Here is a 19,574-nt window from a genome sequence, read left to right on the forward strand (position 1 = left end):
TCGGCCCTATCCCTCACCCGTGCCCGCCCGACACGGGGCGATAGCTCTTCAGCATGGCAAGGACGAGCAGGGACAGCGCGCCGATCAGGGCTGCGGCCGTGGTCAGCAGCACCGAATGGGTCGCCGTGAAGGCCTGCCGGCCGGCATCGATCAGGCCTTGCGCTTCCCCCGGCGGCAGCTGGCGCGCGACCAGATAGGTATCACCGATCGAGCGCGCCGCGGTCTCCGCCAGCGCCGGCGCAAGGTCCGGTGGCAGCACGATGGTATGGCTGAAGACCGCCGACATGAAGACGCCGAACAGCGTGATGCCAAGCCCCGTGCCCAGCTCGTAGCCCGTCGCTTCCAGTGAGCCGGCGGCACCTGCCCGCTCCGCTTCCACCGCCCCCATGATGGCGATCGAAGACGCGGTGAGGCCGATGCTCAGCATCAGGCCGAGCAGGGCGAGCAGGCCCGGCACCAGCACGCCCGGCCTGCCGAAATCCGTGAAGGCGAGTGCGGCCAGCGCAAGGGCCGAGACCAGCAGCGAAAGGCCCGCCACCAGCCGCAGGCCGAACAGGCCGGACAGCCGCCCGGCGACAGGGCCGCCGCAGGCGGCGGCGGCCATGATCGGGATCATGAAGAGGCCGGCCTCGATCGGCGTCTTGCCCAGCACATATTGCAGTTCCTGCGCCAGCGTCAGTTCCACGCCGGCAAGCGCCCCGGTCGCCACGAGGGCCATGATCATGCCGGCCAGGATTGCCGGGCGGGCAAACAGCGACAGATCGAGCATCGGCTGGCGCGAGCGCAACTGCAGGCGGGCGAAGAAACCAAGCATCGCAAGGCCGAAGAGAAGCACCAGCGCCACCACCGGCAGCGGCTGCTTCGCCCCAAAACCGGCCTTGATGGCATAAACGGTGGCTATCATGCCGAGAATCAGCAGCAGCGCCTGGCCGAAGGCCCAGCGGCCAGTGCCCGCAGGCTCGGCGCGCGGCAGAAGCAGGGCTGAGGCCGGCGCGACCACCAGCATGACCGGTACGTTGATCAGGAACACCGACCCCCACCAGAAATGTTCGAGCAGCGCGCCGCCGATCAACGGACCGATCGCGGCACCCGCAGCACCGACCGTGCCCCAGAGGCCGAGCGCCATCGCCCGCTCCGCGTCGTCCTCGAAGGCGCGACGGATGATGCCGAGCACGCAGGGCATGATCATTGCCCCGCCAAGTGCCAGCACCAGGCGCGCGCCGATCAGCATGCGGGCATCCGGGGCAAAGGCGGCAAGCCCGGAGGCCGCGCCGAACACCACGAGGCCCGTCAGCAGCAGGCGGCGATGGCCCACTTTGTCCGCCAGCGTTCCCATCGGCACGAGCAGGCCGGCCATCACCAGTGGATAGATATCGATGATCCACAGAACCTCGGTGCTGCTGGCGCCGAGCGACTGGGTGAGCGTCGGCACCGCCACATGCAGGATCGTCATGTCGAGAACAACGGGGAGAAAGGCCAGCATCACGGCCAGCAGCACCAGCCAGCGGCGGGAATCGGCGGAGGTCTTGCGCATGGTTCACCTTGCATGCAGACGGGATCACGTTTATAAATACGTACGTATGGATTTAAATAAACAAGGTCAAGAGGGGCAAGATCGGCCATGGGCAGGCAACCGACCATCAATCGCGACAGGCTGCTGGATCTGGCGGAAGAGATCGTGCGCACGGAAGGCGCCAAGGCGCTGACGATCGATGCGCTGGCGAAGGCAGCAGGCATTTCCAAGGGTGGCGTGCAATATTCCTTCGCCTCGAAGGACCAGCTGGTACAGGCGCTGGTGGAGCGCTGGACGCGCCAGTTCGACGACATGCTGGAGCCGGACGACCAGCTGACCGCTCCCGACCGGGTGCATCGCTACATCGGTTCCATGCGCGCCTCGCAGCAGGCGATGAATGCCAAGATGGCGGGACTGATGATCGGCTACCTGCAGGAACCCGGCAATCTCGAGGAGGCGCGCAACTGGTATCGCGGCGTGTTCGCCCGTCTCGGCGGCGATGCCGCAGACCTGCAGGCCGCCCGCGTTGCCTTCCTCGCCGTGGAAGGCCTATTCCTCATGCGCATTGCCGGACTCGACGAGGACGGCAACTGGAAGGCCGGGCTTGACGACGTGGAAGCGGTTCTGCGGCGCATGACGGAGACACCGAAGGACTGAGGGCGTCTGCCCGCCTCACCAGAACAGCAGCAGCGCGATGCCGGCGGCCACCCCGGAACAGAGCGAAACGGGCCAGCCGAAGCGCGGGAAATCCACGAAACGGTAGCTGCCGAGGCTGAAGGCCAGCATGTTGTTGTGGTGGCCGAAGGGGGTGAGAAAATCGAGCGAGGAACCGATGGTGACGGCCATCAGGAGCATCTGCGGCGACAGCCCGGTGGCGCGGGCCACTTCCAGCGCAATCGGCGCAAGAATGGCCAGCGTCGTGGTGTTGTTGACGAAGGGCGTGATCAGCATGGCGCAGGCAAGCAGCGCAAAGACCGCCATCGGCCCGCTGTCGATGACATGCGCGCCGGTCAGCGCGTGCGCGATGGCCGCGGCCGCCCCGGTGGTGCCAAGCGCGGTGCCAAGCGGCAGCATGGCCACCAGGAGCATGATGATCGACCAGTTGAGATTGCGCAGCGCAAGCCGCAGATCGAGCCAGCCGGCGAGGCAGAACAGCGCAACCACGCCGCCGAGCGCGATCTCGGCTGGAAGGAGGCCGAGCGCGGACACCGTCACGCCAAATCCGAAGACGAGAAGCGGCAGAAGACCACCTGACCCCGGCGGGCTGACGGGCGGCGAAGGCACCGTGGCCACCTCGATCAGATCGTAATAGCCGATGAAGGCCTTCAGCGCCGGCCCCGCCCCCTCCAGCAGCAGCAGGTTGCCGACCCGCAGCGGCAGTTCCTCGAACGGCCCTTCGAAGCGGGTGGGTTCGCCCTCCACCCTGAGGATCGCAACCCCCGCAGCAATCTGTGGATGGAGGGTCGCCACGCAGGAGCCGACGGCGACACTGTGCGGCATGACGACGGCCCCGGCCCGTTGCAGACGCCTGTCGTCTCCCGCCCGCGCATAGACCACAAGGCCGGCGGACAGGCAGAAATCGAGTGCGGCGGGTTCCGCCTCCGCCAGCAGACGGTCGCCCGGCAGGACCGGCGTGTCCGGCCGCAATGGAAAGAGCCGTCGCCCCTCGCGCACCACATTGCGCAGCCGGCCACGCAGACGCGCTTCCAGGCTGGCAGCGGTCTCGCCTTCGGCGGAGGGGCCGGGCGCCAGTTCGCACATCACCCGGCGATAGACGGGGGCGACATCCTCCGGGCCGCCCTCCTGTTCTCCCCTGCCGGGCCCGGCCTCCGCCTCCGTCCCGCCCTCAGCGACAGCACGCTGATCGCCTCGGCGGGAAAACAGGCTGAACGGCAGCCACAGCGCCATGGCCGCAAAACCGGCGATGGTGGCCGCAATGCCGGCCGGCGCGAAATCGAGAAAGGCATAGCCCTGCCCCGTCGCCTGCTGCAGAAGCGTGCTGGCCATCAGGTTCGGCGGCGTGCCGATCAGCGTCCACAACCCGCCGAGCAGCGTGGCATAGGAGAGCGGCAGAAAAATCCAGCGGGCGGGAATGCGATCCCTGGCCATCAGGGAGAAGGCGGCCGGCAGCATCAGCGAAAAGGCCGCCACATTGTTCATGACGGTGGAGAGGCAGGCGCCGAGCGCCGACAGCGCCAGAATGAGCGGCAGCGGCCGGTGAAAGCGGCTCTGCAGGCTCTGGCCGAGCCGTTCGAACAGCCGCGTGGGTCCAAGCACCTGCACGATCAGCAGCACCTCGATGACCGTCACCACGGCCGGCGCCGTAAGGCCGGCAAACACGCCGGAAACAGGCACAAGTCCCAGCACGGCGGCCGCGGCAAGCCCGCCGATCGCCACCGTTTCGGCCCGGAAGCGATCCACCGCAAACAGCACGAGCAGAACCAGCAGAAGGACCGTGATGAGGAACTGGTCTGGTGTCACCCTTGCGTTTCCCCGCGCGTCCCGTCTGATTCTGGACGACTATAAAGCCCGGCGCCAGAATAGGCGATCTGTCTGGCAACGCCAGCCCTTGACCCGCCTTCCGGCCGATCCTGCCTTAACCGGGCCGTGGCCCCGGTCTTTTGGCCCTTCCGGCTGCTTACGCCCAACAGTCTATTTGAGCAGTAGACATTCCTTTAATTTGCGTTAACCTGCGTGATGTCGGCATCGGATGGACTGGCCCCTCGGGAGGGGTGCCCTGTCCGATGCGCGGCCTGCTTGCGGAGGTCATCCCATGCGTGACGGCAGACAGCTGAAGACCGGTCCCCGCCTGCTTGCATGGGCCGCCTTCATCGCGGCCTATATGGCCATTGCCCTGATGATCACCCTCTCGCCCGTCCCTGCCCGTGCTGCGGCGAGCGGCATTCACGGGCACGATCATCCCCTTTTCGAAACAGGCCCCGGCGTCCAGCGCCGGGAACAGAGCAAGGCAAATCCCGTTGCCGGTCAAGGCCTCGAACCAGAGGAGTGCTGCGATGCCCGGAAGGAATGGCAAGGCCGCGCCGAGCGCGCTATATAGCGGAAAGAGATGTTTTCTTGCTGACGTCCGAAAGGAAAACGCATTCCATGTTGTCGATGAAGGGCAAGTACGGGCTCAAGGCGCTCTATCACCTTGCCGGCCTGCCCGAAGGTGCGGTGGCGCAATCCGTGGAGATTGCCGAGACGCATGCGATTTCCAAGAAGTTTCTCGACGCGATCCTGGCGGACCTGCGCCACAGCGGTTTCGTTGTGGCCCGCAAGGGGCGGGGTGGTGGCTACTGCCTCAGCCGCTCACCGGACGAGATCATGGTCGGCCATGTGCTGCGCGTTCTCGACGGGCCGCTGGCCCCCATCCTGTGTGCCAGTCGCACGGCCTATTCCCGCTGCCACGACTGCAGGGACGAGACGGCCTGCGCCGTACGTCTGACCATGCTGGAAGTGCGCGAGGCGATCGCCGCCGTGCTGGACAACAAGTCGCTGAGTGCCATGCGCCAGATGGTGGACGACGAGACATCCGATCTCGCCGCCGCACTGGCATCATCCTGACGGGACAGGGTCGCTTTCCGTCCCGGCCCCAGCTTGCGGAGGACATGCGATGACCCTTCATATCGTCATTATCGGCGGCGGCGCCAGCGGAACGCTCGCGGCGGCCCATCTGCTCAGACAGCGCGAAACGCCCCGGCAACTGCGCCTCACCCTGGTGGAAGCCCATCACGAGATCGGCTGCGGCATTGCCTATTCCACGCCGGACAGCTGCCATATCCTCAACACGCGCGTGCAGAACATGAGCGCCTTTCCGGACGAGCCGGATCATTTTTCCCGCTATCTGGCGCGCGAGGGGCTGGGCTCCGGCGAACCGATGAGCTTCGTGTCGCGCAAGGTCTATGGCCGCTATCTCCAGGAGCTGCTTGCCGACGGCAGCGGCCAGTCCGCCGTGCCCCGCCTTGCCTTCCTGCGGCAGGAATGCGTGGGGCTGACCGAGCATGCGCATGGCGTGGAGGTAAAGCTCGCCGATGGCAGCGTCGTTCCCTGCCACCATGCCATTCTCGCCACCGGCTATGCCCGCGACGGCCGCTCTCAGACGGCACTTGAAGATCCCTGGTGTCCCACAACCAAGCATGATCCGGACAGGCCCGTGATCCTCATCGGCACGGGGCTGACCATGGTGGACATGGTGCTGTCGCTGCTGGGGCGCGGTCATCGCGCGCCGATTTATGCCCTGTCGCGGCGGGGGCTTTTGCCGCAGCCACATCGGGTGACCCGGCCGCTGAAGCTTTCGGCAGCCGATATTCCCTTTGGCACCAGCCTTGCCTATCTGCTGCGCTGGATGCGCGCCACCATTCACGATCACGTGGCGACCGGCGGCGACTGGCGCGACGTGATCGATGGCTTGCGGCCGCATACGCAGGCGCTCTGGCGCCACCTGCCGGCGGCAAGCCGCGCGCGCTTTCTGCGCCATGTTTCCAGCCTCTGGGACACGCACCGCCACCGCATGCCGCCGGAATCGGAGACGAGGATCCGGGCGCTGCTCGCCAACGGCCAGCTGTCCATCCTGCGCGGCGCCTTCCAGGGGGCGGCCCGCGAGGACGGCGAAACCCGCATCACCTATCGTGCTGCCGGCAGCGGGACGCTGGAAACACTTTCCGCGCAGTATGCCATCGATTGCCGTGGCTTTCGCCGGCTGCAGCCGCCGATCACAACACCGCTGCTTGCCTCGCTGATCGGTGAAGGACAGGCGGCGATCGATCCGCTTGGTCTCGGTCTTGTCTTCGATCGCGACGATCGACTGGTGGATCAGGCCGGACGAAGCCATGCCCGCATCTTCGGACTTGGCCCCCTCACCCGCGCTACGCATTGGGAAATCACGGCCGTTCCCGACATTCGCGAACAGGCGGCACGACTGGCCGCCCGCCTGCTCGACCACGACCAGCCGCAGGCGATCGAGACGCCCGTCAGCCACCGCCGTTAGAATTTGTCAGGAAAGCAAAAGAATAGCCCGTCCGTCAGGTTCACGTTGAACCGGACGGACGGACGCTTCAGGTGACCGGCGCCCCACACGCTCCATCTTCGTGCTTTCATGCAGTCCGGACGCAATTCCGGCAGCATTTTCGTGGCAATGTCTCATGAAAGTGAAGCATGCCAAATCCAGATCGAATAGCCCATCGAACCAGTCTGGGCAGCGCTTCAGCAGGTCGAGAGATTATGCCCCATGGAGTGGTGCAGGCCGGTGCACCGTTGAGCCTCCTCCCGCCGGTCTCTCCCGCCTGCCGGGCGACTTATGTGACGGGTTTGACTCCGATGAAGGTTGGTGAGTCATCTCTATGCCCCCGACTCCATCAGCCTCAGCCTCAACCTCACACCCCGTATCCTGAAAGGGGCAGTTGGCGAAAAGGGCGCGGCACATCTTTTCGGCGAGGACCATCCAGGGAGGAGGAACTTGCCTCGTTCAGGAGCGAAAATAGAATACTAAATCACTAGAAATTATTGAAGATACTGCGCAAAACTGTACCCTTGTTTCCAGTCCAACACCGCTGGAAAATCCGAAATGACCCTCCGCAAACATTTGCTTGCTCCCGTCTTCGCGCTGGCTGCCGCCGTCAGCCTTTCCGCCATCGCGGCCGCCGCTGATACACCCGTCCAGGGTGGCACGCTCGTCTACCTCGAGCAGCAGGCCCATACCAACCTGTATCCTCCGGCGGGCGGCTTCTATCCGAACGGCGGTATCCTCAACCAGATCACCGACAAGCTGACCTACCAGAACCCGCAGACACTCGAGATCGAGCCGTGGCTTGCACAATCCTGGGAGGTCAATGCGGATGCAACGCAATATACCTTCAAGCTGCGTCCCGGCGTAACCTTCTCAGACGGCTCGCCACTTGATGCGGCGGCGGTCGCGAAGAACTTCGACATTTTCGGCCTTGGCGACAAGACGCTGAAATATCCGGTGTCCGAGGTGGTCAACAATTACGACCGCAGCGAAGTGATCGATCCGCTGACCGTGAAATTCTACTTCAAGAAGCCTTCGCCGGGCTTCCTGCAAGGCACCGCCGTCATCGGCTCCGGCCTCGTGTCCTTGAAGACGCTGGCCCTGCCGTTCGATCAGCTGGGCGATGCCACCAAGATCATCGGCTCGGGCCCCTTCGTGGTGGCAAGCGAAACGCTTGGCAAGGAACTGACGCTGAAGGCCAGGCCGGATTACAACTGGGGACCGGCGAAATTCGAGCATCAGGGCCGCGCCTATCTCGACGGCATCAAATACATCGTGACCGGCGAAGACAGCGTGCGCATCGGCGCGCTGCTGGCGGGACAGGCCGATTTCATCCGCCAGGTTCAGGCCTATGACGAACCGCAGGTCGAGGGCCAGGGCTTCAAGATCTATGCGCCCAGCACGCGCGGCGTGAACAACAGCATCGTCTTCCGCCCGGACAACCAGCTGGTGGCGGATGTGCGGGTGCGCAAGGCGCTCAGCCTCGCGACCAATCGCAAGGAAATCGTTTCCACGCTGTTTTCCAAGAACTATCCGGTGGCGACCTCTGTCATCGCCTCCACGGCGATCGGCTACAAGGACCATTCCGCCGATCTCGGCTTCGATCTCGACAAGGCAAGGCAACTGCTGGACGAGGCAGGTTACGTGGCGGGACCGGACGGGACGCGGGCCAAGGACGGCAAGAAGCTGGTGCTGACGGCCTACGAATCCCTGCCGCAGCCGCAAAATCGCGCGACGCTCCAGCTGATCGCCCAGCAATGGGCGAAAGTCGGCGTGAAGCTCAACGTACTGGCCGGGGATGCCGGCAGCCGCACCGTCGATGATCTCGATCCGCAGAAGACATCGGTCTCGCCCGCCATGGTCGGCCGCGCCGATCCGGACGTCATCAAAAGCCAGTTCTATCCGAAGAACCGCGACGCACTGCGCCAGAAGGGCGGCGGCAGCGACAAGATCCAGTCCTTCGTCGATGACAAACTGAACGGTATTCTGGAAGAGATCGCCTCTCAGCCCGACAAACAGAAACGTCTGCAGGCCGTTGCCGATGCGCAGGCCTATCTGCTGGAGCAGGCCTATGCCATCCCGATCTTCGAGGAACCGCAGGCCTTTGCCGGAGCGCCCTATGTGAAGGGCATTGCTTTCGAGGCCGTCGGCCGCCCGAGCTTCTACAACGTCTGGCTGGCCAAGTAATGGCCCGGGCGACGGCGCGGAGACACGCCGTCGCTGACCTTTCGAGGGAGACCCGCGGATGACGCGCTATATACTGAGCCGGATCGGACAGGCATTGCTGGTGCTGTGGGCAGCCTTCACGCTCTCCTTCCTCCTGCTGCAGGCCATGCCGGGCGATGCCGTTCTCATCAAGTTCCTCAACCCGGACTACGGCTTGAGCCCGGAACAGATCCAGGCGATTCGGGAAGCCTATGCCGTCGACGGCACGCTGCTTACGCAGTATCTGAAGACGCTCGCCAATTTCCTGAAGGGTGACTTCGGCTACTCCATCCAGGCGGGCGTACCGGTTTCGGCCCAGCTTGCTGTCAATCTGCCGCCCACCTTGATGCTCGCCGCGCTCGGTTTTGCCGCCGCCGTCGGCCTTGCTGTGCTGATCGCGGCCTTGTCGTCCCTCGCGCCCTTTGCCTGGCTGCGCAACCTCGTTCAATCGATCCCCTCGCTGTTCGTCTCGGTGCCCGTCTTCTGGCTCGGCATCATGCTGATCCAGATCTTCTCCTTCCGCCTGAAGCTGGTGTCGGTCATCAATCCCGGCCCCTGGGAAAGTCTCGTTCTCCCGGTCGCGACCCTGTCGGTGCCGATCGCAGCCCCCCTGGCGCAGATCCTGATCCGCAGCATCGATGAAATCCGAACGCGGCCGTTCATTGCCGTTGCCGTTGCCAAGGGAGCGACGCAGAGACGGATCCTGTGGCGCCATGTGGCGGGCAACGCGATCCTGCCGGCGCTCACCATCGCCGGCGTGCTGTTCGGCGAACTGATTGCCGGTGCGGTGGTCACGGAAACGGTCTTCGGCCTCAACGGCATCGGCGTGCTGACGGAAAAGGCCGTCGGCAACCAGGACCTTTCCGTCCTGCAGGCCGTCGTGGTGATCTCGGCCGCCGCCTTCGTCACGATCAACCTGCTGGTCGATCTGCTCTACCCCATCCTCGACCCGCGCCTGAGAACACCAAGCGGAGCCACAGCATGACCACCCTTGAAACCTCCGCCGGTCTTTTGCCCGCACGCACCGCTGCGAAAGAACCAGCAAGACGGACTTTCCGGCTCAGCCACATCTCCTTCGGACTGGTGCTGGCCTGGCTGATCCTCGGCACGGCGCTGCTCTGGGCCATCGCGCCCGGTCTGTTCACCATCTACAATCCGATCGAAGGCGTACCGGGCGGCCAGTTGAAGCCGCCCTCCGCGCTGCATCTGCTGGGCACGGATTCGCTCGGCCGCGACCTGTTTGCCCGCATCGTTCACGGCGCGGTGCATTCGCTGTCCGGGGCCGTCGCAGCGGTCACCGTCGGCCTCGTGGTCGGAACCGGACTTGGCCTGTTTGCTGGTGCGATCGGCGGACGGATCGACGCCGTCATCATGCGGTTCGTCGATGTGCTGCTGTCGGTTCCGACGCTCCTGCTCTCGCTCAGCATCATTATCCTGCTGGGCTTTGGAACGCTGAACGCCGCCATCGCGGTCGGTGCAACGGCGATCGCCGGCTTTGCCCGCCTGATGCGTTCGGAGGTGGTGCGGGTACGCAGGGCGGATTACGTCGAAGCCGCCTTCGGTAGCGGCGGCACATTCTGGAACGTGCTGCGGCGGCATATCCTGCCGAATTCGCTGACGTCGGTGATTGCCTACACGGCCGTGCAGTTTGGGTGGGCGATCCTGCAGCTCTCGACGCTCGGCTTCCTGGGCTATGGCGCGCCCCCGCCCACACCGGAATGGGGCCTGCTGATCGCCGAGGGCCGCAACTATCTCGCCACGGCCTGGTGGCTGACAGCCGCCCCCGGCTTCGTGGTCGTCGCCGTCGTGCTTTCCGCCAACCGCATCAGCCAGTCGATCGGGAGGGGCCGATGAGCGCGAACACGACACCCATTCTGGAGATCCGCAATCTCAGCATCTCCTATGGCGAGGGCGAGGCGCGGACACGTGTGGTCCATGATGTCTCCTTTTCGGTCGCCCCCGGCGAGGTGCTGGCGCTTGTGGGAGAAAGCGGTTCCGGCAAGACCACGACGGCGCAATCCGTCCTCGGGCTTCTGTCGGGCTCTGGGCACATCGATGCCGGCTCGATCCATCTCAATGGAGAGGATATCTCCCGCTGGACCGAAAAGCGCCTGCGCGGCATCCGGGGACCTGTGGTCAGCCTTATTCCGCAGGATCCGTCGAATTCGCTCAATCCGGTGCTCTCGGTCGGCGCTCAGGTGCGCGAAATCCTGGAGATCCATGGCCGCCTCAACCGGGCAGAGGCAGACCGGCGGGTGATCGAATTGCTCACGCAGGTGGGTCTGTCCGAACCGGAGCTGCGGGCGAAGCAGTATCCGCACGAACTGTCAGGCGGCATGAAGCAGCGTGTGCTGATCGCCATCGCCATTGCGCTGAAACCGGCGCTCATCATCGCCGACGAGCCGACCTCGGCTCTTGATGTGACCGTGCAGCGTCGCATTCTCGACCTGATCGACGACCTGCGGCGCGCATACGGCACCTCGCTTCTTCTGGTGACCCACGACCTCGGCGTGGCGGCAGACCGTTCGGATCGCCTGGTGGTGCTGCAGAACGGCCGCATTCAGGAACAGGGACCGACAGCCGAGGTGCTCGCTACCCCGCAAAGCGCCTATACCCGCAAGCTGCTCTCCGACGCGCCCTCGCTGGCCGTCAGGTCAGCCCGCCCGGCGATTGATGCCAATAGCAAGCCTCTGGTCACGGTCGAAGGGCTGAGCCTGGATTTCGGCCTGCCCGGCGGACGCCGCTTCCGCGCGGTGGACAATGTCTCCTTTACCGTGCGCAAAGGCACCACGCATGCCATCGTCGGCGAAAGCGGCTCGGGCAAGACGACGACGATCCGGGCGATCGCCGGCTTCCAGAAGGCAACCGGCGGGACGATCCATGTCGGCGACACCGATGTCGCTGGCTTGAGCTCTCGCACGCTTCGGCCGTTCCGCCGCAAGATCCAGCTGGTCTACCAGAACCCCTGGGGGTCGCTCGATCCGAGGCAGACGATCTTTTCCATCGTGGAAGAGCCGCTTCTGAACTTCGATCCGCTGCCAAAGGCGGAGCGCTCGCAGCGTGTCGAGGCCATCATCGAGCGGGTCGGCCTGCCGACATCCGTGCTTTCCCGCCTGCCCCATGCGCTGTCCGGCGGCCAGCGACAGCGGGTCGCGATTGCGCGGGCGCTTATTCTGGAGCCGGAGGTCGTGGTGCTGGATGAAGCCGTCTCCGCCCTCGATGTCACCGTGCAGGCGCAGATCCTTGCGCTGCTTGGTGAATTGCAGCGGGATCTCGGCCTGACCTACATCTTCGTCTCGCACGATCTCGCCGTCGTGCGCCAGATCGCCGACACCGTCTCCGTCCTGCAGAACGGCCGACAGGTGGATTACGGCCCGGTGGCGCAGATCTTCGAGAGCCCCGCCAGCGACTATACCCGCGAACTGATCGAGGCCGTGCCCGGTCGCACGTTTCCGCATCACCTCCACCTCGCAGCACAGACAGCCGGACAGGGATCATGAGCGAACATCCGACGAAAAAACGACTTGGCTTCTTTACCCGGCTTCTGGACGATACGGGGCCAGGCGAGCGATACCGTCTGGCGGAGGCGCAGATCGTCCACGCCGAAGCACATGGCTTCGACAGCGCCTGGATCGCCCAGCACCATTTCCATGCCGATGAAGGCGGCCTCCCCTCCCCGGCCGTGTTTCTGGCGCATGTGGCGGCAAACACCTCCCGCATCCGCCTGGGGACCGGCGTCATCACGCTCCCTATGGAAAATCCGCTGCGCGTCGCGGAGGATACGGCGGTTGTCGATCTCCTCTCCGGCGGCCGCCTGGACGTCGGCTTCGGCACTGGCGGGACGCGCGAATCCTTCGAGGCCTTCGGCATTTCACCGGAGAGGCGCGGCGAGGTTTATGCCGAATATCTCGGCATCGTCCGCAGGGCCTGGGCCGGAGAGGATCTCGGCGCCGGCAACCGGCTCTATCCCAAGGCGCCGCATCTTCTCGATCGCATCTGGCTTGCGACCTTCTCGGCCAATGGCGCGAAGCTTGCGGGCGAAAAGGGGGACGGCCTGATGCTGTCACGCACGCAGCCGCGCCCGGCTGACAATCACGATGCACGGCTGGACGCGCTTCAGAACCCGATGATCGATGCCTATCTCGCCGCTCTTCCCGCCGGCCGCGCGCCCCGCATTCTCGGCTCGCGCAGCCTCTTCGTGGCCGATGACCGCAAGCAGGCGCTGAAGCTGGCCGAAGCGGGATTGACCCGCGTGGCCGATCGCTTCGCCGCGGCCGGGCACCGCATCCCGGGCCGCAGCCTGGAGGATCTGATCAAGGCGCTCGACAGCCATGTGGGAACGCCGGACGACGTGATCGCCACCCTGAAGGCCGATAGCGCCCTTGCGCGCACCACCGACCTTGTTTTCCAGGTCCATTCGATCGATCCGCCGCACGAATACATCCTGCGCTCCATAGAACTGATCGCGGCAGAGGTCGCGCCGGCTCTCGGCTGGACCCCGGACACGGCGCCCACCCGTATTGCGGCAGAGTAAGCAGCGAAGAAAGCAACAGGCATGACCACGACCATTCCCGATATCATCGACCATCTGGCAGGGATCGCATCCGGCTCGGCAGGTGCCGTCCTCCGCGCGCGGCGCCCGGTGACCAGAGAAGGCGCACAGGCAAGCTGGGTCGCGCTTTTTGCGCCCGCCGATGCCGGCGATTTCCCCCTGTCCGATCGCTTCGCGCTTGCCGCCTTCGTCTCGATCCTGCACGGGCAGGCAGCGATTTCCGCTTTCTATGCGGACCACCTCAATGAGCAGGCGAACGGAACGGCGCTTCGGGTCGCGGTGGAACAGGCCGCAGCCGCTGGCCTGACGAACGGACCCTACGGGCATTATCCAGCCGGGCCGCTCTTGCGCGAAAACCGGGACGGCCTGATCTTCCAGGTGGCAGATGCGGAACGCGCCGTGCTCGGTGAAAAGCTTTCCACACTCCTGGAACACGCCCATCTGCTGGTGCTCCACCCGCGCGATGCTAAGCCCGAGGCACTGTCAAAGCTGCTGGCGGCCGGATGGAACACGACATCCATCGTCACCGCGTCGCAACTCGTCGCCTTCCTTGCCTTCCAGATCCGCGTCATCGCGGGTCTGAAGGTCCTCAATGCCGCCTGACCGGAGAGACATCATGACCGAAACGATCATCGAGCCGCAGGTGGAGAATGTTCCGAACGTGTTCACCCAAGCGCAGATCGGCTGGACGCCCTGGCTTCAGCCGCTGACGGCGGACGAACTGACCGAGCGCCATTATGAGGCGCTGGTGGACAGAGCCCGCGCGCAATCTCCCTACTTCGCGCTTCTGGTGCGCGATCCGGACATTCTGGAAGCCCGCACGAAGACAGACAAGGACATCTTCTACAACGTGGCGGATGGCCTGCCGCGGGCGGAACGCGAGCTGGCGGCGACTGCGGCCTCCCGCGCCAATGGCTGCATCTTCTGCGCCTCGGTGCATTCGCGCTTCGCCTCGCACCATTCGGACCACAAGGCCGAAGTGCAGAAACTGCTGGATGACGGCGTATCCGCCGATCTTGGCGAGCGCTGGAATGCCATTGTTGCGGCCACGGTGGCATTGACCGCGACGCCGCCGTCCTTCGGATCTGACCATGTGGAGCGACTGCGCACGGCCGGCCTTTCGAACGAGGAGATTTCCGACGTCATCCACGGGGGCGCCTTCTTCAACTGGGCCAACCGTCTGATGCTGTCGCTGGGCGAGCCGACGCCGGCACAGTAATCTCTCACAGCCCGAAAAAGAATTGCCAGCTTGCAGGCACAAGCCGCAAGCTGGTGGGCGCCATTCTGTACCCAATGAAGGAGTTCACCGTGACCCATCCGGTTCTTGGCATCGACCACACGTTCCTGCTGGTCAACGATCTTGATCAGAGCGCCGAAGCCTATCGCCGGCTGGGCTTTACGCTCTCCCCGCGCGGCCTGCACAGTGCAGAGAAGGGAACAGCCAACCACACCATCATCTTCCGGCATGACTATCTCGAACTGCTCGGCGTGGTCGCCGAAACGCCTGCCAACGTTGCGCAACGCCAGCGTCTTGCCCAACAGGGCGAGGGTCTGCTGGCGGTCGCCAACCGCACGCTGAGCGCCGATGCGGCGAAGCCGGCCCTGAGGGCATTGGGCATCGAAACCGGCGACGTCAGCGCCTTCTCGCGTCCCCTCCCCCTGCCAGAGGGCGGCTCCGGCATCGCCGCCTTCCGGACGCTGGTGTTCGATGCCGCACAGGTGCCCGTCGGCCATTTCTTCCTCTGCGAGCAGCAGACCCCGGACATGGTCTGGCGGCCGGAACTGCAGGACCATGCCAATGGCGCACAGGGGCTTTCCGCCATCATTGCGGTCGTGGCCGATCCGCAGGCCACGGCGCAGGCTTATGCACGCTTCTACGCAAAGGGAGCCGTCGACGCACTGGACGGCGGCCACCGGGTTGCCACCGGCGATCAGTCCGCCTCGCTTGAATTCTACGATCCCCAGGCCTTTTCCAGCCTTTTTCCCAGTCTCGACGTGATCGTCCAGCCAAACGGCGGCTATGCCGCGCTTCGCCTTTTCTCCCGTCATCTCGATGACACGAAGTCGGCGCTTGCGGCAGGCGATATTCCCTTTGTGACAACCGAACGCGGCAGCATCCTTGTGAAACCACAGTATACGAGCGGCGTCGTTCTGGAATTCGTTCACGGCTGAGACGCGCCGCAATGATAGCGCATACCGCCTGTCGCGCCTTGCCTGTGATCGGTTCCTCGGGCGACGGGCGGGATGCATCAAAGGATGCCCTGCCACCGCAGTAGCACACAGGCAAGGGTGAGCCGCTTACGCCCCAGCGGCCGCCTCAAATGGCTCCATGCCTCGGGGGCAGCAGCCCATTGAGATAGTAGTTGCCGATATGGTGATACTTCCATCGCACCGGATCGTGCAGCGAATGGGTGCGGGCATTGCGCCAGAACCTGTCGAGCCCGTAGGCCTCCAGCGTGGAACGGGCTCCGCCAAGTTCGATCAGCTTGTTGGCGGCAAGCTGCGCGGCCTCTGTGCCATAAGCCTTCACCTCTGCAACGGCAATGGAAGCCGCGGCGACGGTCCGGTCATTGGGCTCTGCCGTCGCCGCATCCAGCAGATGACCAGCCCGGACGAGCAGTGCATTTGCGGCATGCACGCGGATCGAGACGTCGCCGACGGTGTGAATGCTGTGCGGATCCTCATAACCATGCTCGATGTCGAGTTCGAAGAACGGACGCGCATAGGCCCTGACATAGGAAATCGTCTCGGCCAGCGCGCCGCGTGCGATCCCCACCTGCACGGCCGCATGGACGATCTGCGCGAGCGGCCCCATCGGCGTCGGGCGCTCGAAGACAACGTCATGATCCACCACCTGAAAGGGTGAAACCTCGACATCGTCAAAGGTCACCGTACCGCTTCCGGTCGACCTCTGGCCGAACGAGCTCCAGTCATCGATCAGCGCCAGACCCGGCGTGGCGCGATCGATGAAGACGATCTGCACGCGTTCCCGGTCATCCTTCGCGACAGCCACGACAATATGCGCAAAGAGCGATCCGGTGGCATAGAACTTCTGTCCGTTCAGCAGCAGTTTTCCATCCCGTGCGACGATCCGCGTCTTGAAATCCACGGGCGTCCGGGTGCCGATCTCGGTGAAGGCGTTGCCCAGCCGGTCGCCATCCAGAATGCGGCCGAAGTAATGCGCCTTCTGCTCTTCCGTTCCCGCCAGCCGCAGGGCCTCGACCATATAGAAATGGTTCTGCGGGATCTGGCCGATGGAGGAATCGGCTGCCGAGATGATCGCCGTCACCTCGGCAAGGGTAGCGGTGGAAACACCTGCGCCACCATAGTCCTTCGGCACGGTGATCGCCCAAAGACCGGACTGCGAAAAGCGTTCGATCTCGGCAATCGGCAGCTTTCGCTCCCGATCGCGCGCCACCGCACCAGCAGCAAAATCCTTGGCCAGATCATGCGCAATGGCTATGGCTTCGGCATCGCTGGAAATGCGGTGGGCCGGCTGGCGGCGTGGGGCGATGTGAGGTGCCGGGCGTCCCGCAACCAGGGCCGCCTGACGGTGCAGTGTGCGATCATCGCTGGTCATGGCCGGCCTCAATTCCAGGCGTGACGCGGCGGATGCACGCCGTTCAGATAATAATTGCCGACATGGAAGAACTTCCAGCGCACCGGATCGTGCAGCGTGTGGACGCGGGCATTGCGCCAGTGGCGATCGAGATTGTGCTCGGCAAGCGTGGAGCGCGTGCCTGCCAGCTCGAACAGCTTGTTGGCCGCCAGAATGGCGATTTCCGTCGTCAGCACCTTGGATTCACCGGTCTTGATGGTGGCTTCTGACACGGTCTCCAGCGTCGTGTTGGCGCGTGCCGCATCAATCGCGCGACCGGCGATCTCCAGCAGGGCTTCGGCGGCGTGCAGCCGGATTTTCAGATCGCCAACTGCTGCGATGGTGAAAAGATCCTCGCCGGCCGTTTCCTTGCCACTGTCGATCCAAGGGCGGCTATAGGTTTTGATGAAGGCGATCGTATCCTCGATCGTGCCTCTGGCGATCCCTGCATCAATGGCCGACTGGATGATCTGCGAGACCGGGCCGCCCACGGTCGGGTGGTCGAAGGAGGTCACCGTCAGTGCCCGCACGCGCGGCAAACGTACCTCATCGATCTTGACCGATCCGGATGCCGTGGTGCGCTGACCAAAGCTCGACCAGTTGTTGGTAACCGTCAGGCCCGGAGCATCCCGTTCGGCAAAGACGAGATGGCCCTGGCCGGTCTCGTCGACACCAACGATCGGAACAAAATGCGAGAGAAGGGCGCCCGTGGTGTAAAATTTCTCGCCACTGACGATCACGTCATCGCCTTCAAAACGCACCTTGGTCTCGAAGGTCGCGACGTTCTTGCTCTTCAATTCGGAGAAGGCGTTGCCGTATCGCAGGCCGGCCAGCGCCCAGCCGAAGAAAAGTTGCTTCTGTTCCTCGGTGCCGTCGAGATCGACGGTGGCAACGATCGCCAGGTGGTTCTGGGTGATCTGCGCAATGGCCGGATCGGCGGCGGCGATGATGGAGATGACCTTCGCCAGCGTCGCATAGGAAACCTCCGGCCCGCCATAGGCCTTCGGTACATTGATGCTCCAGAGGCCGCTTTGCGAATACTCATCCAGCTCCGCAATCGGCAGCAGGCCTTCCCTGTCCCTGAGGGCGGCGCCCAGCTTGAACCGTTCGGCCAGTCTTTCGGCAATCTCGATCGCCTCCGCATCACTGCGGATGACATGCGCCGGCTCAGAGGGCCGTGGCCGCGGTGGAATGGGATCGGTGGAATTGACGCGGGGATGGACCGAATAGTCGATCTTCGTCTCGGGAAGCGTGCCCATGGTCGAAATCCTGTTGTTGTGATGTGATCGTCAGCTGCCGGTGGGAAGCAGTGCCTGCGCACGCTTCACCGCTTCAATGTCGCGATAGCGATTGGCGGGATGGGATTCGGAGAGGTAAGGCCCCTTGCCGAACAGCTTTTCCCGCAGGGTGCCCGGCCTGTAAGCCTTGGGGTAGACGCCGCGCTGCTGCAGTTCCGGCACAAGGAGGTCCACGATGCTTTCGAAGGTTTCCGGCGTGACCGCATAGGCAAGGTTGAAGCCGTCCACACCGGTCTCCTCCACCCAGGCCTGCAATTCGTCCGCAACCGTCTTGGCAGAACCGACGACCACCGGACCCATGCCACCGATACCGCCCCATTCCGCCAGTTCGCGAATGGTCCAGCGCTTGTTCGGATCACCTTCCGAAAGGCTTTCGATGGCGGAATGGATCGCGTTCGTCTCCACCTTGCGCACCAGATCCTCCGGTGCGTATCGGGAGAAATCGACACCGGTCCAGCCGGACATGAAGGTAAGAGCCCCATCATAGGAGACGTAATCGAGATAGTCGCGGAACCGGTCGCGCGCCTTCTCGTCCGTTTCGTCCACGATGACCGTCAGAAGGTTGTAGATGCGGATGTCGGCCCGCGAACGGCCGGCCACCAGCAAACGGTCCTCGATATCGCGGATGTAATTGCGCAGGATGGTCTTGGTCTGGGCCGCGACGAACACGCATTCGGCATGGTCGGCTGCGAATTTCTTGCCCGGGCCAGAAGCGCCCGCCTGATAGAGAACCGGCGTCCTCTGCGGCGAAGGTTCGGTCAACGCATAACCCGGCACGTGGAAATGTTTCCCGTGATGGCCGATCTCGTGCACCTTTTCCGGAATGGTGAACACCCGGGCGTCGCGATCGCGCACGACCGCGCCTTCCTCCCAGGAGCCTTCCAGCAGCTTGTAGATCACCTCCAGATATTCGTTGGCGATCTCGTAGCGATTGTCGTGCCGCTGCAGGCCCGTCTGGCCGACATTCTTGGCCCCGCTTTCGAGATAGGAGGTCACGATGTTCCAGCCGATGCGGCCCTTGGTATGGTGGTCGGCCGTCGCCAGACGGCGCGCGAAGGTGTAGGGATGCTCGAAGGAGGTCGACGCGGTAATGCCGATGCCGAGATGTTCGGTTGCCAGCGCAATCGGCGCGGCAAGCTGGATCGGATCATTGACCGGGATCTGCGCTGCCTGATGGATCGCGTGGTAGTTGTTGCCCTTGTAGACGTCGTAGTAGCCGATCACATCGGCGATGAAGATGCCATCGAAAATACCGCGTTCAAGGGTTCGCGCCAGGTCCTGCCAATAGTCGAGATCCTTGTATTTCCACGATCTGTCCCGCGGATGGGCCCAAAGGCCGGGGGACTGGTGGCCAACGCAGTTCATGTCGAAGGCGTTGAAATGAATCGTCTTTGTCATTTCTC

17 protein-coding genes are annotated in these 19,574 nt (G+C 64.2%); 12 read left to right on the forward strand and 5 right to left on the reverse strand.

All coding sequences use genetic code 11. The features are described from left to right. Window positions 1–13 precede the first annotated feature (13 nt). On the reverse strand, window positions 14–1,534 hold the full coding sequence (locus FNA46_RS01945; protein WP_142880657.1) for an MFS transporter: 1,521 nt from the start codon (window positions 1,532–1,534) through the stop codon (window positions 14–16). A gap of 87 nt (window positions 1,535–1,621) precedes the next feature. Between FNA46_RS01945 and FNA46_RS01950 the strand changes: the two genes are divergently transcribed. Continuing rightward, window positions 1,622–2,170 carry a TetR/AcrR family transcriptional regulator gene (locus tag FNA46_RS01950; RefSeq protein WP_142880658.1) on the forward strand — a complete coding sequence of 183 codons (549 nt, stop codon included), beginning with the start codon at window positions 1,622–1,624 and terminating at the stop codon, window positions 2,168–2,170. 15 nt (window positions 2,171–2,185) lie between these two features. Here the strand turns inward: FNA46_RS01950 and FNA46_RS01955 are convergent, their stop codons facing one another. Beyond that, window positions 2,186–3,994, reverse strand: a complete 1,809-nt coding sequence (locus FNA46_RS01955) for an SLC13 family permease (RefSeq protein ID WP_185969688.1) — start codon at window positions 3,992–3,994, stop codon at window positions 2,186–2,188. A gap of 292 nt (window positions 3,995–4,286) precedes the next feature. Here FNA46_RS01955 and FNA46_RS01960 point away from each other — a divergent pair, with 292 nt between their 5' ends. The 11 genes from FNA46_RS01960 (at window position 4,287) to FNA46_RS02010 (ending at window position 15,447) form a co-directional block, all read left to right on the forward strand. Continuing rightward, on the forward strand, window positions 4,287–4,571 hold the full coding sequence (locus tag FNA46_RS01960; protein WP_142880660.1) for a hypothetical protein: 285 nt from the start codon (window positions 4,287–4,289) through the stop codon (window positions 4,569–4,571). Window positions 4,572–4,618: 47 nt separating this feature from the next. Continuing rightward, window positions 4,619–5,077: an RrF2 family transcriptional regulator gene (locus FNA46_RS01965; RefSeq protein WP_142880661.1), complete on the forward strand. Its 459-nt coding sequence runs from the start codon at window positions 4,619–4,621 to the stop codon at window positions 5,075–5,077. 49 nt (window positions 5,078–5,126) lie between these two features. After that, window positions 5,127–6,500, forward strand: a complete 1,374-nt coding sequence (locus FNA46_RS01970) for an FAD/NAD(P)-binding protein (protein ID WP_142880662.1) — start codon at window positions 5,127–5,129, stop codon at window positions 6,498–6,500. A 576-nt stretch (window positions 6,501–7,076) separates the two neighbouring features. After that, window positions 7,077–8,705, forward strand: coding sequence for a TIGR04028 family ABC transporter substrate-binding protein (locus FNA46_RS01975; RefSeq protein ID WP_142880663.1), 1,629 nt, complete (start codon window positions 7,077–7,079; stop codon window positions 8,703–8,705). Window positions 8,706–8,763: 58 nt separating this feature from the next. Then, window positions 8,764–9,708, forward strand: a complete 945-nt coding sequence (locus FNA46_RS01980; RefSeq protein ID WP_142880664.1) for an ABC transporter permease — start codon at window positions 8,764–8,766, stop codon at window positions 9,706–9,708. After that, window positions 9,705–10,577 (forward strand): ABC transporter permease, encoded by an 873-nt coding sequence (locus FNA46_RS01985; protein ID WP_142880665.1) that lies wholly within the window; start codon window positions 9,705–9,707, stop codon window positions 10,575–10,577. Before FNA46_RS01980 ends, FNA46_RS01985 begins: the two co-directional genes overlap by 4 nt. Further along, window positions 10,574–12,223, forward strand: coding sequence for a dipeptide ABC transporter ATP-binding protein (locus tag FNA46_RS01990; protein ID WP_142880666.1), 1,650 nt, complete (start codon window positions 10,574–10,576; stop codon window positions 12,221–12,223). The genes FNA46_RS01985 and FNA46_RS01990 overlap by 4 nt, the downstream gene beginning before the upstream one ends. After that, window positions 12,220–13,257: a putative FMN-dependent luciferase-like monooxygenase gene (locus tag FNA46_RS01995; RefSeq protein ID WP_142880667.1), complete on the forward strand. Its 1,038-nt coding sequence runs from the start codon at window positions 12,220–12,222 to the stop codon at window positions 13,255–13,257. The genes FNA46_RS01990 and FNA46_RS01995 overlap by 4 nt, the downstream gene beginning before the upstream one ends. A 21-nt stretch (window positions 13,258–13,278) precedes the next feature. Further along, the gene (locus FNA46_RS02000; protein WP_142880668.1) at window positions 13,279–13,878 is read left to right on the forward strand and encodes a CMD domain protein; all 600 of its coding nucleotides are present in this window, start codon (window positions 13,279–13,281) and stop codon (window positions 13,876–13,878) included. 13 nt (window positions 13,879–13,891) lie between these two features. Continuing rightward, window positions 13,892–14,494, forward strand: coding sequence for an alkylhydroperoxidase domain protein (locus FNA46_RS02005; RefSeq protein WP_142880669.1), 603 nt, complete (start codon window positions 13,892–13,894; stop codon window positions 14,492–14,494). Window positions 14,495–14,583: 89 nt separating this feature from the next. Continuing rightward, window positions 14,584–15,447 carry a VOC family protein gene (locus FNA46_RS02010; RefSeq protein WP_142880670.1) on the forward strand — a complete coding sequence of 288 codons (864 nt, stop codon included), beginning with the start codon at window positions 14,584–14,586 and terminating at the stop codon, window positions 15,445–15,447. A 145-nt stretch (window positions 15,448–15,592) separates the two neighbouring features. Here the strand turns inward: FNA46_RS02010 and FNA46_RS02015 are convergent, their stop codons facing one another. From FNA46_RS02015 to FNA46_RS02025, 3 genes are read right to left on the reverse strand one after another with little or no spacing between them, the layout of a single operon-like run. Continuing rightward, window positions 15,593–16,855, reverse strand: a complete 1,263-nt coding sequence (locus FNA46_RS02015; RefSeq protein WP_142880671.1) for an SfnB family sulfur acquisition oxidoreductase — start codon at window positions 16,853–16,855, stop codon at window positions 15,593–15,595. 8 nt (window positions 16,856–16,863) lie between these two features. After that, the gene (locus tag FNA46_RS02020; protein WP_142880672.1) at window positions 16,864–18,132 is read right to left on the reverse strand and encodes an SfnB family sulfur acquisition oxidoreductase; all 1,269 of its coding nucleotides are present in this window, start codon (window positions 18,130–18,132) and stop codon (window positions 16,864–16,866) included. 30 nt (window positions 18,133–18,162) lie between these two features. Continuing rightward, window positions 18,163–19,569: an LLM class flavin-dependent oxidoreductase gene (locus FNA46_RS02025; protein WP_142880673.1), complete on the reverse strand. Its 1,407-nt coding sequence runs from the start codon at window positions 19,567–19,569 to the stop codon at window positions 18,163–18,165. Window positions 19,570–19,574 lie beyond the last annotated feature (5 nt).

It is taken from the genome of Affinirhizobium straminoryzae (assembly GCF_007004135.1).
GTDB classification, from domain to species: domain Bacteria; phylum Pseudomonadota; class Alphaproteobacteria; order Rhizobiales; family Rhizobiaceae; genus Neorhizobium; species Neorhizobium straminoryzae.

Coding starts and splice junctions, on each gene's coding strand:
- FNA46_RS01945 (WP_142880657.1), bottom strand. CDS start 1,534: ATGCGCAAGACCTCCGCCGATTCCCGCCGCTGGCTGGTGCTGCTGGCC.
- FNA46_RS01950 (WP_142880658.1), top strand. CDS start 1,622: ATGGGCAGGCAACCGACCATCAATCGCGACAGGCTGCTGGATCTGGCG.
- FNA46_RS01960 (WP_142880660.1), top strand. CDS start 4,287: ATGCGTGACGGCAGACAGCTGAAGACCGGTCCCCGCCTGCTTGCATGG.
- FNA46_RS01965 (WP_142880661.1), top strand. CDS start 4,619: ATGTTGTCGATGAAGGGCAAGTACGGGCTCAAGGCGCTCTATCACCTT.
- FNA46_RS01970 (WP_142880662.1), top strand. CDS start 5,127: ATGACCCTTCATATCGTCATTATCGGCGGCGGCGCCAGCGGAACGCTC.
- FNA46_RS01975 (WP_142880663.1), top strand. CDS start 7,077: ATGACCCTCCGCAAACATTTGCTTGCTCCCGTCTTCGCGCTGGCTGCC.
- FNA46_RS01980 (WP_142880664.1), top strand. CDS start 8,764: ATGACGCGCTATATACTGAGCCGGATCGGACAGGCATTGCTGGTGCTG.
- FNA46_RS01985 (WP_142880665.1), top strand. CDS start 9,705: ATGACCACCCTTGAAACCTCCGCCGGTCTTTTGCCCGCACGCACCGCT.
- FNA46_RS01990 (WP_142880666.1), top strand. CDS start 10,574: ATGAGCGCGAACACGACACCCATTCTGGAGATCCGCAATCTCAGCATC.
- FNA46_RS01995 (WP_142880667.1), top strand. CDS start 12,220: ATGAGCGAACATCCGACGAAAAAACGACTTGGCTTCTTTACCCGGCTT.
- FNA46_RS02000 (WP_142880668.1), top strand. CDS start 13,279: ATGACCACGACCATTCCCGATATCATCGACCATCTGGCAGGGATCGCA.
- FNA46_RS02005 (WP_142880669.1), top strand. CDS start 13,892: ATGACCGAAACGATCATCGAGCCGCAGGTGGAGAATGTTCCGAACGTG.
- FNA46_RS02015 (WP_142880671.1), bottom strand. CDS start 16,855: ATGACCAGCGATGATCGCACACTGCACCGTCAGGCGGCCCTGGTTGCG.
- FNA46_RS02020 (WP_142880672.1), bottom strand. CDS start 18,132: ATGGGCACGCTTCCCGAGACGAAGATCGACTATTCGGTCCATCCCCGC.
- FNA46_RS02025 (WP_142880673.1), bottom strand. CDS start 19,569: ATGACAAAGACGATTCATTTCAACGCCTTCGACATGAACTGCGTTGGC.